Here is a 15,364-nt window from a genome sequence, read left to right on the forward strand (position 1 = left end):
GTCACGTTCCGCAATCATAGGATACGGGGGAGGCTCTCTTGTTGACCGTTCTCATGGCGACCTGCGATGGCGCGCAGACACTGCCCAAGGTGCTCGATGGTTATTGCCGGTTGCACGCGCCGCGATGCAAATGGCGGCTGGTCATCGTCGAGAATGGCAGCCGTGACGGCACCGGGGCGCTGGTGGCGCAATATCAGCACCGTCTGCCGTTGCATTTGCTGAGCAGTCCGCACAAAGGCAAGAACGCGGCCCTGAACCTGGCGCTGGAGTGGGCGCTGCGCCATGATGATAACGATGGCCTGTTCATCTTCACCGATGACGACGCGACCCCGGCGCCGGACTGGTTGCTGCAATGGGAGCGTTGCGCCGACGCCCATGCGCGGTGCATGGTGTTCGGCGGCGCGATAGAGCCCGATTGGGCCGAGCCCCCGCCGGCGTGGCTGCTGCGGCTGGTGCCGATGGGCCTGACGTTCGGCCTGACCGCGTCCGATCTGGCCGAAGGACCGGTGTTCCCAGGGCTGGTGTGGGGCGCGAACATGGCGGTGCGGCGTTCGGTGTTCGCGGCTGGATATCGCTACGATACCTCGATCGGCCCCAACGGCCATGCCTATGCCATGGGCAGCGAGACGGAATTGACACGCCGTCTGGCCTTGGCTGGCTACGTCGCGTGTTTCTATCCGCACGCGCGGGTCTTTCATTTCGTCCGCGCACGGCAATTGACGCTGGCGTATGTGCTTGAAAAGGCGTGGCGTTTCGGACGTGGAAAGTTTCGGCAAGACTCGCCGGGCACCTATCCCGAATGGCGCGGCATGCCGCGCTGGATGCTGGCGCGCTTCTTCCGCGAGTGCGCCGGCTATCTGCGCGCCTGCGCGCTGGGCGATGCCGACGCCCGCTTCCGGCGGCGCTGGGAGCTGGCCTATCTGCGCGGCTATTTCTTCGAGGCGAGGCTGGGGCGGCGCAAGCTTGGCAAGCGGGTGCTGATCACCAGCTATTCAGGCGAGCTCGGCGGAATGGAGATGCGCATGGCGCAGGAAGTGCGCTATCTGCGCCTGGGCGGCGCCGACGGCAGCCTGGCGCTGCGCCGCTTTGCCGGCATCGACGCCTGGGCGGGACGGTTGGCGCGCGAGCAGATCGTGGTGGCGGAATTCGATCCGCCGCGCTTCTTCGAGCAATGGGACTGGCGGCGCTGGAACCTACTGCGCGCGCGGCTGTGGGCGGCCGGGCGCCTTCGTGCGTTTCGCGCCGACCTGGTGCATGTGGCCTGGTGCTGGACCAACTACGGCGCGTCCGTGTTGTGGTTGGCCGGCTACTGCCGCCTGCCGGCCGTGATCAGCGTGCACAACGCTTTCCCGGCAACCGAAATCAGTGACTGGCATGCGCCCTTGCTGCGCCAGGCGTTCTCGGCGGTGCGTGGAGTGTATGCCGTGTCGCGTTCGGCGATGGCGCACTTCATGGCGATCTATCAGCCATATTTGCCTGCCAGCACGCGGATGGCGGTCATTCCGAACTGCGTCGACACCGACAGGTTCCTGCCGGGGCCCGATCTGCGCCGTGCGGCGCGCAGCGCGCTGCGGTTGCCGGAGGATGCCCTGGTCATCGGCGCGGCGGCGCGCCTGTCGGAGCAAAAACGGCCGGAGCTGTTGCTCGATCTGTTCGTGCTGCTGCGGCCCCGGTTTCCCCGGCTGCATCTGGTCATGATGGGCAGCGGGCCGCTGGAGGCCGCGCTGCGGGACAGGGTGCGGGCGGCCGGGTTGGATACCTGCGTGACGCTCACGGGCTTTGTGACCGAGGTCGAAGCGTTGTTGCCGGCGCTGGACCTGCACATATTAATGAGCCGCAGCGAAGGCTTCGGCATCGCGACCATCGAGGCGATGGCCTGCGGCGTCCCGGCCGTGGCAACCGAAGTGCCCGGCAGCACGGACATCCTGCGCGACAGCGGCGGCGGCGTGCTGGTCCCTGCCGACGATCTGGACGCCGCATCGGCCATCGTTGCCGATCTGCTCGCCGATCCAGAACGGCGCGAAGCCATGGGCGGCAAGGCTCGCAAGGAGGCGGTGGAACTTTATAGTTCCGCCGTGGTGGGCAGGCAGGTGCTTGCCTTTTACGACCAGCTGATCTGAGGCGCACGCCATGCAGCCACGCCTGTCCTTCGCGGTTTCCTTCGGCGAGAAATACACGCTGCTGCTGCTGAACACGATCGGCATGATGGTGCTGGCGCGGCTGTTGACGCCGGCCGAGATCGGCGTCTATGCGGTGGGCGCGGTGCTGGCGGGCCTGGCGCAGGCCGTGCGCGACTTCGGTGTCGGGCCCTACGTGATCCAGGAGAAGCAGCTGACCGAGGACAAGCTGCGCGCCGCGCTGGGCACCAGCATCCTGGTGGCCTGGTCGCTGGCGGCGGTGGTGCTGTGCGGCAGCGGCGTGGCGGCGCGGTTCTATCGGGATTCGCGCCTGAGCACGGTGCTGCAGCTGTTGTCGATCAACTTCCTGCTGATTCCCTTCAGCTCGCTGGCGCTGCCTTTTCTGCGGCGCCAGATGCGCTTCTCCGCCATCTTCGCGATCAACACCGTCAGCACCGCCGCGCAACTGCTGGTGTCGGTGACGCTGGCCTGGCTGGGTTACAGCTACCTGAGCCTGGTCTGGGGCGCGGTGGCCGGCACCGCCGCGGCACTGCTGGCGAGTCTGTGCTGCTGGCCGCCAGGCCTGCCGCGCTGGCCCGCGCGGCGCGGCATGCGGTCGATCCTGAAGTTCGGTTCGATTTCCACCGTCAGCAGCGTGATCGATGAATTGGGCGTGGCCGCGCCCGACCTGATCATCGGCAAGATGATCGGCGTCGCCGAGGTGGGCATCTTCGGCAAGGCGCAGGGCGTGCTGAACGTGTTCAACCAGCTGGTGACCGGCGCCATCTCGCCGGTGGTGTTCCCGCTGTTCTCCGCACAGGCGCGCGCGGGCGACGATCTGCGCCAGGCCTACCTGACCACGGCCAGTTATATGACCGTGCTGGCCTGGCCGTTCTTTGGCTTCGTGGCCATCATGGCGCCGGCCGTGGTGCGGGTGCTGTACGGCGAACAGTGGGATGCATGCGTCCCGTTGATACGCATCATATGCCTGTCGAGCGCGTTGTATAGCATGTTTAGCATGGCACGCTATCTGTTCGTGGCGATGGGCGCGGTCGGCACGCAAGCCAAGCTGGACGCACTGTCGGTGCCTGTCCGTGTGTGCGCGGTGCTGTTGGCGGCGCCGCTGGGCCTGAAGTGGGTGGCGTGGGGCGTGGTGCTGGGTGGCATGTTCCGGAGCATCTGGACATTTCGCTATCTGCGCCAGCTGGCCGGGCTGGAACTGACGGCCCTGCTCGGCGCGCTCCGGCGCAGCGCGGTGGTGGCGCTGGCGAGTCTGAGCGGACCGCTGCTGCTGGCGTGGCGTCCCCAGCCGGCGGCGCAGGCGCTGGTTCAGCTGTCGATGGCGGCCTTGATCGCGTTGCCGCTGTGGCTGGCGGCAATTTTGCTGGTCCAGCATGAGCTGGCCGCCGAGTGTGCGCTGGCGGGCCGCAAGGTCAGGGCGCGATTTGAAAAATAGAGGTCACCGTATGCGCGTAGGCATCCTGTCATATCCGATGTTGTTTCAGCGCGAAGGCGGCCTGCAAGTGCAGGTGCGGTCGACCGTGCGTGCGCTGCAGGAACAATCCGCCCCCGGCCTGGAGGTGGTGTTGGTCGACGCCAACCGCCAGCGCCTGGACCAGTTCGACCTGATCCATGTTTTCTCGGCGATCAACGGCAACCACCGGCTGGTGGAGCTGGCGTCCGACCTCGGCGTGCCGGTGGTGCTGTCCCCGGTGCTCTCGCCCGGTTGGGGCCGCCTGGATGGCATACGCGCCAGGCTGGCCGACAGCCTGACCGGGCGCCTGACGGGGTGGAATGTGCAGACCAGCTATGCGCAAACCAAGCGCGCATTGCAATTGGCGCAGATGGTGATCGCGCTGGGCGCGGCCGAGCGCGACGCCATCGTCAGCGCATTCCAGATACCCGAAGGGAACATTCGCATGCTGCCTAACGGCATCAGCCCACACTTCTTCGGCGCGCGGCAGGAGGAGTTTCGCCGCTGTACGGGATTGGGCGGTCCGTTCGTGTTGATGGTGGGCGCGATCTCGCCCTACAAAAACCAGCTGGGCCTGGTGCGCGCGCTGGCGCAGACCGGGTTGCCGGTGGTGCTGATTGGGCGTGCGCAGCGACAGCACCAGGGCTATCTGCAGCAGTTGTTGGCCTTGCCCCGCGTGCGCTGGCTGGGCCAGCTCGAGCACGACGATCCGCTGCTGGCCAGCGCCTATGCCAGCGCATCGGTGTTGGCGTTGCCCAGCCATGGCGAGGTGTTCCCCTTGTCGGTTGTGGAAGCGCTGGCGGCCGGCACGCCGGTGGTGATGACCGACGAAAGCGCGCTCAGCCTGCCTAACAGCAATTTCGCCCTGAAGCAGTTGCACTGCGACGATGAGGCCGGTTTGCGCCACGCAATTCTCGACCTGATCGCCGATCCGCCGGAACGGGTGCTGGTGCGCGGCCTGGTCGAGCGCTTCAGCTGGCAGCGCGTCGCCGAACAGATGGTGGCTTGCTATACCGAGCTGTTCCACCGGACCCGCCGGGCGCAAGAGGCGTGCCGTGCTGTTTAATTCGTTTGCTTTTCTGTTCCTGTATCTGCCGGTCGTCCTGGCCGGGTATTTTGTGCTGGCCAAGCTGCGTCCCCGATGGGCGATTGCCTGGCTGGCGTTGGCGTCGCTATGGTTCTATGGCTATTGGGATTGGCGCTACCTGCCGCTGTTGATGGCCTCAATCAGTCTCAATTATTGGTGTGCGGCGCGCATGCTGGCGTCCCGCAACCGAAGCAAGCAATGGCTGGTGCCCGGCCTGACGGCGAACCTGGCCTTGCTTGGCTACTACAAGTATGCGAACTTCTTCATGGCCAGTGTCGACACCTTGCTTGGCGCGCCGTTGCATGACTGGCATATCGTGCTGCCGATCGGAATCTCGTTCTTCACTTTTACGCAGATTGCTTTCCTGGTCGATTGCCATCGCGGCTTGGCCGGCGAGTACCGCTTCATCCATTACGCCTTGTTTGTCAGCTATTTCCCGCACCTGATCGCCGGGCCGGTGCTGCACCACAAGGAAATGATGCCGCAGTTCGAGCGGCCGCCGGGATTGAACGCGGCGGATGTCGCCGTGGGCTTGTCCATTTTCGTCGTCGGGTTGGCGAAGAAGGTGCTGCTGGCCGATCCGCTGTCGCCGCTGGTGGCACCGGTGTTCGCCGCCCAGGCCCATCCGCAGCTGATCGAGGCCTGGATAGGCGCGCTGGCTTACACCTTCCAGCTGTACTTTGACTTTTCGGGGTATTCCGACATGGCGATCGGCTTGTCGCGCTTGTTTGGCGTGCAGCTGCCGTTGAATTTCAATTCCCCCTACCAGGCCGGCAATATCGCCGAGTTCTGGCGGCGCTGGCATATGTCGTTGTCGCGCTTCCTGCGCGACTACCTGTACGTGCCGCTTGGCGGCAATCGCCATCACAGGCTGCGCAACCTGATGCTGACCATGCTGCTTGGCGGTTTGTGGCACGGCGCCGGCTGGACATTCGTGGTGTGGGGAGGCTTGCACGGCGTCTATCTGGTGCTGCATCGCGGATGGACCGCATGGGCAGGGATGGGCCTGCCACGATGGTGGGGCCGGGGCCTGACTTTTCTGGCGGTGGTGGTGGCGTGGGTGGTGTTCCGGGCGCCGGACCTGTCCACTGCCGGCGATGTCCTGCGCGGAATGGCAGGTGCAAATGGCCTCGCCTTGCCGCATGGATTGGCGGCCTATGCGCCGTATTTTTACCGCGGCGCACAGTTTTCTGGCATACGGTGGATCGACTTCGGCGGCGCCGGCGTGCTGGTCCTGGTGCTGGCGATGCCACTGGCCTTCCTGGCGCCCAATACGCAGGAAATCTTCCGTCACTACGCTCCTGGCGCTGCGGCGCAACGGCGCCTCCACCTGTGCTGGCGGCCGCGCAAGGCGTGGAGCCTGGCGTTTTCCCTGTTGTTTCTTGGGTGCCTGTTCAGCATGAACCGCATCAGCGAATTTCTCTATTTTCAATTTTAAACATGGACCCGCATCCAGACGCCGAATGGCGCAACTATGTCGGCCTCTTTTGCGCCAGCTGTGCGCTGGTGACGGGCGCCGTGACTGTGTTGAACTACCAAGTCGACCCCTACCTGACGCATCAATGGCAGACGCCGTCCGTCCAGCGCCTGCGGCCCGGGCGGGAGAAGCTCAGCGCCTGGGGCAAGACCTATGCGCTGGCCAAATTCAAGCCAGCGGTCCTGTACGTTGGAAACTCGCGCACGGAACTGGGACTGCCGACGCGCGCACCGGCGTTCGCCGGCCAGGATGTGTTCAACGGGGCGCTCTCGGGCGCCTCGCTGGCGGACGCGATGGACATGGCCCGCCACGCGGCCCACGTCGGGCAGCTGAAAACCGTGGTCTGGGGCATGGACCCGCCGTCATTCTCCATGGAGATCGGCAATACCGACTTCAACCGCGAGCTGGTGGCGGAAGGTCCGCTGTATTTGTGGCGGCGTGGGCTGTTGGATGCCCGTCGCGCGCTGGCGTTCGACATGACGGCCGATTCGGTCCGCCTGCTGCGCGGCAGCCTGGGCCGCGATTGCCGGTCCAGCCTGGCGTTCTATGGTCAGCGGGATGACGCTTGCGTGCGGGACCGTATCGAAAGCCTGGGCGGGACCGGGGCAGTGATCATTCCCCGCGTGCGCGAGTACCTGCGTGGCGAAGGACCGACCGCCGAGGCGATGACTGCGCTGCAGCGCAGCCTGGCCGACTTGTGCGCTGCCGGCACCGGCATCCGGCTGTACCTCAATCCGACCCACGCGATGACCGCCGATGCATTGTACTGGGCGGGCAAGTGGCCGGCGCTGGAAACATGGCAGCGTGCCCTGGCGCAATTGGGGGAGCGCCATCGGGCGGCGGGCTGCGATGTGCGCATCTTCGACTTCTCGGGCTTCAACAGCGTGACGACGGAGGCCATCCCCCAGGTAAGCCACAGGTCTTCGATGCAATATTACTGGGAGACGTCGCATTACCGCAGTAACGTGGGCGCGATGATATTGGCGCGGATGTACGGCGTTGGCGATGCTCCGCAGGACTTCGGCGTCGAATTGCTGCCCGACACGGTGGACAGCCATCTTGCCGCGATGCGTCTCGCGCGCGACCGCTACCATCGCGAGCATCCCGAGGAAACGCGCATGGTCCGGGCGGTGGCGGCCGAGCGCTAGTCCTTGCGCATCAGCGCGCAGCCCTTTTCACAGCCTTGCGAGGAGTACGCCAGCGCTGGAAAGTCCTGCCGCCAGCGCCGCAGGATGGCTTGTTCGTCGGGGCGCGCGGCATCGTCAAGATAGACCGCAGCGCCCGGATTCAACCGAGGGAACAGCAACGGCCCGGCCGGGTAGCGCGCCTGCAGGCGCGTCGCCTGTGGCGGGCCGTCGATGACGAGTAGATCCACCGTCAAGAGCGCAGGCAATTGCGCCAGATCGTACCAGGGCCACGATTGGCCGTCGAGGTCGTACGGTGTCAATGGCGCGTCGATGACGGTGGCCCAGTCCTGCAGGCCGTGGCGCCGCAATTGCGCGCGCGTCTGCTCGGCGAAGCGGGCGTCGTGCTCCAGGCTGTAGACGCGTCCCGTGCCGTTGAGCTGCATGCAGCGCGCCAGCACCAAGGTGGAGATGCCGCTGCTGCATTCCAGCACCGTCGCGTGCTTCAGGCCCCGCGCGTGGCGTGCGACTTCCAGCAGGAAATCCGGCGAGGCCGCCCAGCCGCGCGTCGGCGGCAGGCTGTGCTTGAGGTCAAGCTCGATGTAGAGACCTTGCAAGGCTTCCAGTTGGCGGAACAAGCCGGTCTGGTCGTTGCGGGTCTGGTCGCGCAGGTCGTACAGCAGCACGTGCACGCGGCGCAACTTGTGCAGGGTGTGTAGCGAAACCGCCAGAAGCAAGGCGATCGCGGTGCAGGCGAGGATGAGCATGTCGGCTCCTGGTTCAGTTGGTCGCTACCTTGCTGATGACGTAACGGTGCTTGCCGGAAGCTTCCGCCGGGATCTCCGTGACTTCTTCGATCACGATGTCCACCGACGCGCCCAGGCGCGCGCGAAACTGGCTGGTGATGTCGATCCGCAGGGACGGCGCCAGGCCGCTGACGCTCACCAGCAGCACGCGCGTGACGTCCAGGCTTTCCTGGATGATCTTGAAGGCGCGTATCTGCGGCAGGTCGCGCAGCACGTAGATCAGCGCCAGCCCGTGCATGACGGTGCCGTCGCGCGCGACCACGAAATCGGTGACGCGGCCCTCCACGCGTTTCAGCAGCGGCAGGCCGCGGCCGCAGACGCAGGCGCGGGTGTCGAGCGCGCCGACGTCGCCGGTGGCGTAGCGGATGAACGGGAAGTCGCCGCTGGCGAGGTGGGTGACGACGATGGCGCCGCTCTCGCCCGGCGCGACCGGTGCGCCCTGCGGATCGACGATTTCCAGGATGACGTCCTCGGCGGTGATGTGCAGGCCGCCTTCCGGACATTCGTGGGCGAGGAAGCCGGCGTCGCGCCCGCCGTAGCCGTTGGCGACCGGGGCGCCGAACGCCTGCTCCAGCAAGGTGCGTTGTTCTTCATAGAGCCGTTCGGCGGTGACGAACACCACTTTGATGCCCAGTTGGTCCAGGCGGATGTGCCTGCCCTGTGCGTGCCGCGCCAGCACGCACAGGGCCGATGGGTAGCCGAACAGCATGGCGGGCCGTTGCCGCTGCAGCTTGTTCAGGTAGTCGTCCAGGCGGGCGGGGGACAGGTCGAACGCCGGCAACAGCAGGCTGCGCAGCATGCGGTCGCGCCGCGTGCGCCAGCGGTCCTGGGCCTTGAGTTCGATCGGCGATCCCCACATCAACGCTTCGGGATCGCCGATGTCGACGCCCCACCAGCGGGTGGCGCGCCATTTGGCGGCCACGTCGTGGCTGACCCGCGCCTTGCCTTGGAAGAAGATCAGCGGCTCGCCGCTGGAGCCTCCTGTATTGAAGCGCTGCAGCGGCCCGGCGTTGTCGGCTATGAAGTCGGCCCGGTGGCGGTTGATGTCGGCCTTGGCCAGGACGGGCAGGCGGCTCAGCTGGCGCAGGTCGCGGACGCGGCTGGCGTCGAAGTCGAGCCTGGCATAAAGCTGGCGGTAGTACGGCACATGTTCGGACGCGTGCAGCAGCAGCGCGCGCAGTCGCGTCAGCTGCAGCGACTCCAATCGGGATTGCGGCCACCACTGGGTTTGTTCCATGCGTTGTCGCAGCGCCACGCTGGTGTGCCGCTTGAGCAGTTCGTGCAGCGGAAACAGCAGCCGGGAAACCAAGGCCGTGTAGCCGGACGCGGGCGGGCGCCTGAGTACGCGCCGGTATTGCGCCGTCAGCAGGGGAGCGACTTGCCGCCAGGCGTAGCGCTGCGTCTCGGCCAGCCCGGCCCGGGCCAGCGCCCGCGCGCGCTCCGGGGACTGCAGCACGGCCAGCATGGCCTCGGCCATGGCTTCGGGGTCGCGCGGCGGCACCAGCAAGGCGTTGACCTGGTCGCGCACCAGATACGGGATCCCGCCCACGTCCGTGCTGACGACCGGCACGCCGCTGGCCCAGGCTTCCAGGATGGAGTTCGGCATGTTGTCGGCCAGGCTGGCGTTGAGCGCCAGATCGCTCTGGCGATAGAGCGCGGCCATCGTGGCGTTGTCCAGCCTGCCGGTGAAGTGCAGCGCTACGCCCAGGTCCAGGTCCCGCGCCAGTTGCTGCAATCTGCCCAGCTCCGGGCCTTCTCCGCAGAGGGTCATGTGGGCGTGCGGCAGGCTGCGGCGGACGATGGCGAAGGCCTTCAAGGCCGTCGCCTGGTCGTACAGCGGTTCGAGGTGGCGGGCGACCAGGATGGCGGCGTGCGGCGGGGCGTCGGCCGGCGGATGGAATCGCGCCAGATCGATGACGTTCGGAACGATTTGCGCGTTCATGCCGTGCAGTGTGAAGACTTCGGCGAGGAAGGCGGACGGCACGATCAGCGCGTGGACCCGGCGCATGCTCCAACGGACCAGCGCCGCGCTGCGGTTGAGAAAACCCATCGCTTCGCCGCCGCGATAGTTGACCAACACGCCCTTGCCGCGCAGGCGGGCGATCCAGATCGCCGGCGCGGTGTGCAAGTGCCACGACCAGCCGGAATGGGCCATGACATGCAGCAGCTGCGCCCGGCCCGCGGCCTGCCACAAGCGCCACAGATAGGGCGGCAGGCGGGCGGCGCCGCGCAGACCGCGCAGCGAGGCCAGCCAGGCCGGCTGGACCGGATTGACTTGCACCAGTTCGACCTCGGCGCCGGCCTCGCGCAGCAGCCGGGCCAACTGCACGGTTTGATTGGCGATGCCGCCATCGGGCGGCGGCAAAGGGCCGACCAAGGCGATGCGCAGTCCGGCGACGTCCACCGGCCGCGCCGTGTGGGGCGGCGGGCCGTTCACGGCGGCGGCGCGACCAAGCGCTGGTAGACGGGAATGTAGCGGGCGACGCAGGCCGGCCAGTTGCGCTCGGCTTCCACGAAGGCGCGGGCCTGCCGGCGCAGCGCAGGCCAGGTGTCGGCATGGTGGACCAGGTGCAGGACCTGGGCCGCCAGCGCCCCGGCGTCGCCGGCTTTGAAGAGGAGGCCGGTCTTGCCGTGCTCGATCAGTTCGCGGTGGCCGCCGACGTCCGACGCCACCACCAGGCGCCCCTGCGCCATGGCTTCCAGCGGCTTGAGCGGCGTGACCAGCTCGGTCAGGCGCATCGGCAGGCGCGGATAGACCAGGATGTCGGTGAGCTGGTAGTAGTCGCCGATCAGTTCCTGCGGCACGCGGCCGGTGAACTTGACGCTGGCGCGCAGATCCAGCGCCTCCACCAGCGCGTGCAGTGCGGCCTCCTGCGGGCCGCCGCCGACCAGCAGCAGTTGCATCGATGGCGCGTCTGCCAGCAGGCGCGGCATGGCGGCGACCAGCAGCGCCAGGCCCTCGTAGGCGTAGAACGAGCCGATGAAGCCCAGAACGGGGCTGCCGGTCAGGCCCAGGCTGTGGGCAAGCTTGCCCGGCGACGGCGTGACCGCCGCGAAGCGCTTGCCGTCGACCGCGTTGGGGATGACGGTGACCTTGCTGGCGGGGATGCCCCGGGCCACGATGTCGTCGCGCAGGCCCTGCGAGATGGTGGTGATGGCGTCGGCGCGGCGCAGCACGTGGCTTTCCAGCGCGCGCGTGAGCCGGTAGCGGATGCCGCCGGGGCGGCTGGTGCCGTGGTCGGCCGCGGCGTCCTCCCAGAACGCGCGGATCTCGTAGACCACGGGTATGCCCAGCGCCCGTCCCACGCGCAGCGCGGCGACGGCGTTGAGCGCGGGCGAGTGCGCGTGCAGGATGTGCGGCTTGCAGCGGGCCGCGATCGGCAGCAGGCGCTGTTGCAGGCCCACGACCACGGCCCACTGGCGCAGCACCGGCAGGCCGGACCACCAGCGCCGCAACGCCGGCGTGCGGAAGAAGTGCCAGCCGTCGATGTCCTGCTGGTCGGCGGCGCCGCCGTGCTTGGCGCTGGTCAGGTGGATCGTGTGCCAGCCCAGCTTGCGTTGCTGGCGCAAGATCTCCAGCGTGCGGAAGGTGTACCCGCTGTGCAGCGGCAGCGAATGGTCGAGGATGTGGAGCACGCGCATGATCAGGCCGCCTGACGCACCAGCTTGCGCGGCGCGGCCGCCGGCAGCTGGCGCAGGAAGGATTCGAACATCATCAGCGACCACAGCGGCGCGCTGTGGTCGCTGCGGCCGGACAGATGCTGCGCCAGCAGCGTTTGCATGTGGTCGAGGTTGAACATGCCGCAGCCGGCCAGCACTGGGCTGCGCAGGCTGCTTTCAAGCTGGCGCCGCAACGGGCCGCGCAACCAGCCGGCGAGCGGCACCGAGAACCCCATCTTGTCGCGGTACAGAAGCTCATCGGGCAGGTGGCGTTCGAGCGCGCGCTTGAACAGGTATTTGCCGATGCCGCCGCGCAGCTTCAAATCCGGAGGCAGGCTGGACATCCATTCGACCAGCTGATGGTCCAGCAGCGGTACGCGGACCTCGAGGCCATGGGCCATGCTGGCGCGGTCGACCTTGGTGAGGATGTCGCCGGGCAGGTAGGTTTTCAGGTCCAGGTATTGGATGCGCGAGAGGGCGTCGTCTGCGGGGCATTGCCGGGCGTGCCGCTGCAGCACCTCGCGCGCGTGGTAGCCGGCCAGGTCGCCCTTGAGCTTGTTGCTGAACAGGGCACCGCGCAGTTGGTCGCTCATGATGCTGACGCTGTGAAAGTACGCCGACACGGAATCGCGGGCCAGCGCCTGGAAGGTGGTCTTGGCGCGCAGCGGACGCGGCGCCCAGTCGGCCTTGGGATAGAGCCGGCCCAGCGTGCCGAACAGCGGACGGCGCAGGCCGGATGGCAGCAGGGTGCGCCAGCGTTCCTCGTGCAGGTGCCAGCGGTAGCGGCGGTAGCCGGCCAGGTTCTCGTCGCCGCCGTCGCCGGACAGGGCCACGGTCACGTGCTGGCGCGCCAGCTGGCAGACCTGGTAGGTCGGCAGGGCGGAGCTGTCGGCGTAGGGTTCGTCGTACAGGCCGGCCAGGCGGTCGACCGGGCTGATGTCGTGCTGCTCCACGCGTTGCGCGTGGTGGTGGGTGCCGTAGCGTTCGGCCACCATGCGCGCGTAGGGCGTCTCGTCGAATTGCGGGTCGCCGAAGGCAATCGAACAGGTGTTGACGGGCGACTGCGATTCCTGCGCCATCATGGCCACCACGGCGCTGGAATCGACGCCGCCGGACAGGAAGGCGCCCAGCGGCACCTCGGCCACCAGGCGGATGCGGACCGCTTCGCGCAGGCGCGCCAGCAGCTCGTCGGCGGCCTGCGCCTCGCTGACGGGGGCGCGCACGGCGAATGGAATGTCCCAGTACTGGCGCGGCGCCGACGGCGCCTGGCCTTTGCGCAGCAGCAGCGTGTGTCCCGGCGGCAGTTTGCGGATCTGGCGGAAGATGGTGCGCGGCTCGGGGATGTAGCCGTAGGCGAAGTAGTCCTCGACGGCCAGCGGGTCGAGCTCGCGCCGCAGGCCTTCATGGACCAGCAGCGCCTTCATTTCCGAGGCGAACAGCAGTTGGCCGTCGTCCAGCAGCGCGTAGTGCAGCGGCTTGACGCCGAGGCGGTCGCGCGCCAGCAGCAGCGACTGCTGGCGCCGGTCCCACAGCGCGAAGGCGAACATGCCGCGAAAGCGCTCCACGCAGCGTTCGCCCCATTGCTCCCACGCGTGGACGATGACCTCGGTGTCGCAGTGGGTGCGGAAGGTGTGGCCGAACTGCTGCAACTCGCGCATCAGCGCCGGGTAGTTGTAGATCTCGCCGTTGTAGACCACCGCCACGCTGCGGTCCTCGTTGAACAGCGGCTGCTGGCCGCCGCCCAGGTCGATGATGGACAGGCGGCGGTGGCCCAGACCCAGGCCCGGTTCGCGGTGGGTGCCGCCCTGGTCCGGGCCGCGGTGGAATTGGCGGTCGGTCATGGCTTGCAGCAGGCCGGCGTCGATGTCGGCATGGCGGTGGAGGTCGAAGAGTCCGGCGATGGCGCACATGGCTATCCTTTCATCGGTCGCGTTGGGGCGGCGAGGGCGTCGTAGACGGCCAGGTAGGCGTCGGCCATCGCGTTCAGGCTGTATTCGGCCAGCACCCGGCGCCGTCCGCGCTGGCCATGGCTGACGGCCAGCGCGGGCAGGCGGTAGTAGTCGTTGAGGGCGTCGGCCAGCATGGCGGGTGAGCTCGGGGGCACCAGCGTGCCGGTCCAGCCCCCGCGGACCAGGTCGGGATTGCCGCCGACCGCCGTCGCCACCACCGGCAGGCCGGTGGCCATCGCCTCCAGGATGGTGTTGGACATGCCCTCGGCCAGCGACGGCTGGACGAACACGTCCATCGCGCGCATCAGCTGCGGGATGTCGTCGCGGTTGCCGGGCAGCCAGGCCAGCTCGTCCATGCCGGCCTGGCGCAGCAGGTCCAGGCAGGCCTGGCGGCTGGGGCCGTCGCCGGCGATCAGCAGGCGCAGGCGGTCGCGCGGCAGCGCGTGCTCGGCAATCAGCAGGATGAAGGCGTGCACCAGCGTCAGATGGTCCTTGACCTCGGCCATGCGGCCCACGCTGCCGATGACGAAGGCGTCCTCGCACAGGAAGCCGGCGGGGCCGACGGCGGCCGGCGGGCCGAGGCGCGGGTGGAACTGCAGGCTGTCGACGCCGTTGCAGATGTGGGTGACGCGCTGCGGGCGCGCGCCGATGGTGCCGATCAGCCACGTCTCCAGGTCTTTGCTGACCGCGATGAAGTGGCCGATCAGCGGACGCAGCAGCTTGCGCAGCAGCCGGTATTTGCGGCTCAGTCCGTGGAGGTCGTGCATATCGCGTCCGTGCTCGCCGTGCACGCGCAGGCGCACGCCGGCCACTGCCGCCAGCAACTGGCCCTCGATGCCGGACAGGTTGCGGGTATGGATCATGAGCGGATGCAGGCGCTTGAGGGTCTGGAACAGCCTGAGATAGTGCGCCCAATCCTTGCCCTCGCGCTTGTTGAGGCTGATGATTTCCACGCCGGGCCGCCGGATGCGCAGGTGGTAGTCGCTGTAGTCGCGCAGGCAGACGATGGCGTGCCGGTAGCGGTCCGGCGGCAGGTGGTTGATCAGGTTGATCAGGCCGTTCTCCAGGCCGCCCACGTCGAGGCGGTGGATCAGGTGCACGATCAACGGCGTGGCGGGAGGTTCATTGTCCGGCGACATGAGCGAATCCTTGTTCAATGGCGGGCAGCATGGCGGACAACAGGCTTTGCATGGCGTCGGCCGCCTGTTCGGGGCGCTCGTCGTAGCGGCTGGCCAGGACGATCTCGGCGCCGCTGTCGTCCATGCCCAACAGCTTGCCGCGGGCCAGCAGCAGCTTGAGCAGCAACGGGCTGCTGGTGTCGTGTTCCGCCTGGCGGTACCAGCGCCAGACCAGCAGCTTGGTGTCGCCGGCCTGGACGGTGGACTGTCGGATTTCAATGCTGTGCTCGCCGTAATGTATGCGGCGGCCTCCGTCCGCTATTTCCTTCCATTGCAGTCCGGTTTGCTGGGCGTTCCAGACCTGGGCCGACAATTCGTTGCCCTTGGATTGGTGGCGGTACCAGGTCAGTTGTAGCGAGACCAGATGGACGCCGTCGCGATAGTTGGCGGCCCAGCGCTGCGGCGCGCCCGCGTGGCGGACCTGCCAGTCGCTGTCGCGCAGCTGGCTGGCGCGCCACGGTCCGGGCGGGGCCGCGAGCGTGAGCGGCGGTT

The 15,364-nt window shown here is 67.7% G+C and carries 11 protein-coding genes; 5 read left to right on the plus strand and 6 right to left on the minus strand.

Features of this window, described 5'->3' with window-relative positions; genetic code table 11:
* Positions 1–38: 38 nt before the first annotated feature.
* From GTP90_RS27030 to GTP90_RS27050, 5 genes are read left to right on the plus strand one after another with little or no spacing between them, the layout of a single operon-like run.
* Positions 39–2,120: a glycosyltransferase gene (locus tag GTP90_RS27030; protein WP_254452068.1), complete on the plus strand. Its 2,082-nt coding sequence runs from the start codon at positions 39–41 to the stop codon at positions 2,118–2,120.
* Positions 2,121–2,130: 10 nt separating this feature from the next.
* The gene (locus tag GTP90_RS27035; protein ID WP_161086411.1) at positions 2,131–3,573 is read left to right on the plus strand and encodes a lipopolysaccharide biosynthesis protein; all 1,443 of its coding nucleotides are present in this window, start codon (positions 2,131–2,133) and stop codon (positions 3,571–3,573) included.
* A 10-nt stretch (positions 3,574–3,583) separates the two neighbouring features.
* A complete protein-coding gene (locus tag GTP90_RS27040; protein ID WP_254452069.1) occupies positions 3,584–4,657 on the plus strand; it encodes a glycosyltransferase in 1,074 nt (357 codons plus the stop codon).
* On the plus strand, positions 4,647–6,116 hold the full coding sequence (locus GTP90_RS27045) for an MBOAT family O-acyltransferase (RefSeq protein ID WP_161086413.1): 1,470 nt from the start codon (positions 4,647–4,649) through the stop codon (positions 6,114–6,116). The genes GTP90_RS27040 and GTP90_RS27045 overlap by 11 nt, the downstream gene beginning before the upstream one ends.
* Positions 6,117–6,118: 2 nt before the next feature.
* Positions 6,119–7,303: a hypothetical protein gene (locus GTP90_RS27050; protein ID WP_161086414.1), complete on the plus strand. Its 1,185-nt coding sequence runs from the start codon at positions 6,119–6,121 to the stop codon at positions 7,301–7,303.
* Here the strand turns inward: GTP90_RS27050 and GTP90_RS27055 are convergent.
* The 6 genes from GTP90_RS27055 to GTP90_RS27080 all read right to left on the minus strand — a co-directional run.
* The gene (locus GTP90_RS27055; RefSeq protein ID WP_161086415.1) at positions 7,300–8,046 is read right to left on the minus strand and encodes a class I SAM-dependent methyltransferase; all 747 of its coding nucleotides are present in this window, start codon (positions 8,044–8,046) and stop codon (positions 7,300–7,302) included. The genes GTP90_RS27050 and GTP90_RS27055 overlap by 4 nt on opposite strands.
* A 13-nt stretch (positions 8,047–8,059) precedes the next feature.
* Positions 8,060–10,522, minus strand: a complete 2,463-nt coding sequence (locus tag GTP90_RS27060) for a glycosyltransferase (RefSeq protein ID WP_371875134.1) — start codon at positions 10,520–10,522, stop codon at positions 8,060–8,062.
* Positions 10,519–11,727 (minus strand): TIGR04063 family PEP-CTERM/XrtA system glycosyltransferase, encoded by a 1,209-nt coding sequence (locus tag GTP90_RS27065; protein WP_161086416.1) that lies wholly within the window; start codon positions 11,725–11,727, stop codon positions 10,519–10,521. The genes GTP90_RS27060 and GTP90_RS27065 overlap by 4 nt, the downstream gene beginning before the upstream one ends.
* 2 nt (positions 11,728–11,729) lie before the next feature.
* Complete coding sequence (locus GTP90_RS27070) at positions 11,730–13,655, minus strand: XrtA/PEP-CTERM system amidotransferase (protein WP_161086417.1); 1,926 nt, start codon at positions 13,653–13,655, stop codon at positions 11,730–11,732.
* 2 nt (positions 13,656–13,657) lie between these two features.
* Positions 13,658–14,833 carry a TIGR03088 family PEP-CTERM/XrtA system glycosyltransferase gene (locus tag GTP90_RS27075; RefSeq protein WP_161086418.1) on the minus strand — a complete coding sequence of 392 codons (1,176 nt, stop codon included), beginning with the start codon at positions 14,831–14,833 and terminating at the stop codon, positions 13,658–13,660.
* Positions 14,817–15,364: exosortase C-terminal domain/associated protein EpsI (locus GTP90_RS27080; RefSeq protein ID WP_161086419.1), on the minus strand; the 548-nt coding region annotated here is incomplete at its 5' end. The genes GTP90_RS27075 and GTP90_RS27080, both read right to left, overlap by 17 nt.

Source organism: Duganella vulcania, assembly GCF_009857655.1.
In the GTDB taxonomy this organism is placed as follows: domain Bacteria; phylum Pseudomonadota; class Gammaproteobacteria; order Burkholderiales; family Burkholderiaceae_D; genus Rugamonas; species Rugamonas vulcania.

Excerpts from the sequence above, each read along its gene's own strand:
- GTP90_RS27035 (WP_161086411.1), top strand. The coding sequence starts at position 2,131 with ATGCAGCCACGCCTGTCCTTCGCGGTTTCCTTCGGCGAGAAATACACG.
- GTP90_RS27040 (WP_254452069.1), top strand. The coding sequence starts at position 3,584 with ATGCGCGTAGGCATCCTGTCATATCCGATGTTGTTTCAGCGCGAAGGC.
- GTP90_RS27050 (WP_161086414.1), top strand. The coding sequence starts at position 6,119 with ATGGACCCGCATCCAGACGCCGAATGGCGCAACTATGTCGGCCTCTTT.
- GTP90_RS27055 (WP_161086415.1), bottom strand. The coding sequence starts at position 8,046 with ATGCTCATCCTCGCCTGCACCGCGATCGCCTTGCTTCTGGCGGTTTCG.
- GTP90_RS27065 (WP_161086416.1), bottom strand. The coding sequence starts at position 11,727 with ATGCGCGTGCTCCACATCCTCGACCATTCGCTGCCGCTGCACAGCGGG.
- GTP90_RS27070 (WP_161086417.1), bottom strand. The coding sequence starts at position 13,655 with ATGTGCGCCATCGCCGGACTCTTCGACCTCCACCGCCATGCCGACATC.
- GTP90_RS27075 (WP_161086418.1), bottom strand. The coding sequence starts at position 14,833 with ATGTCGCCGGACAATGAACCTCCCGCCACGCCGTTGATCGTGCACCTG.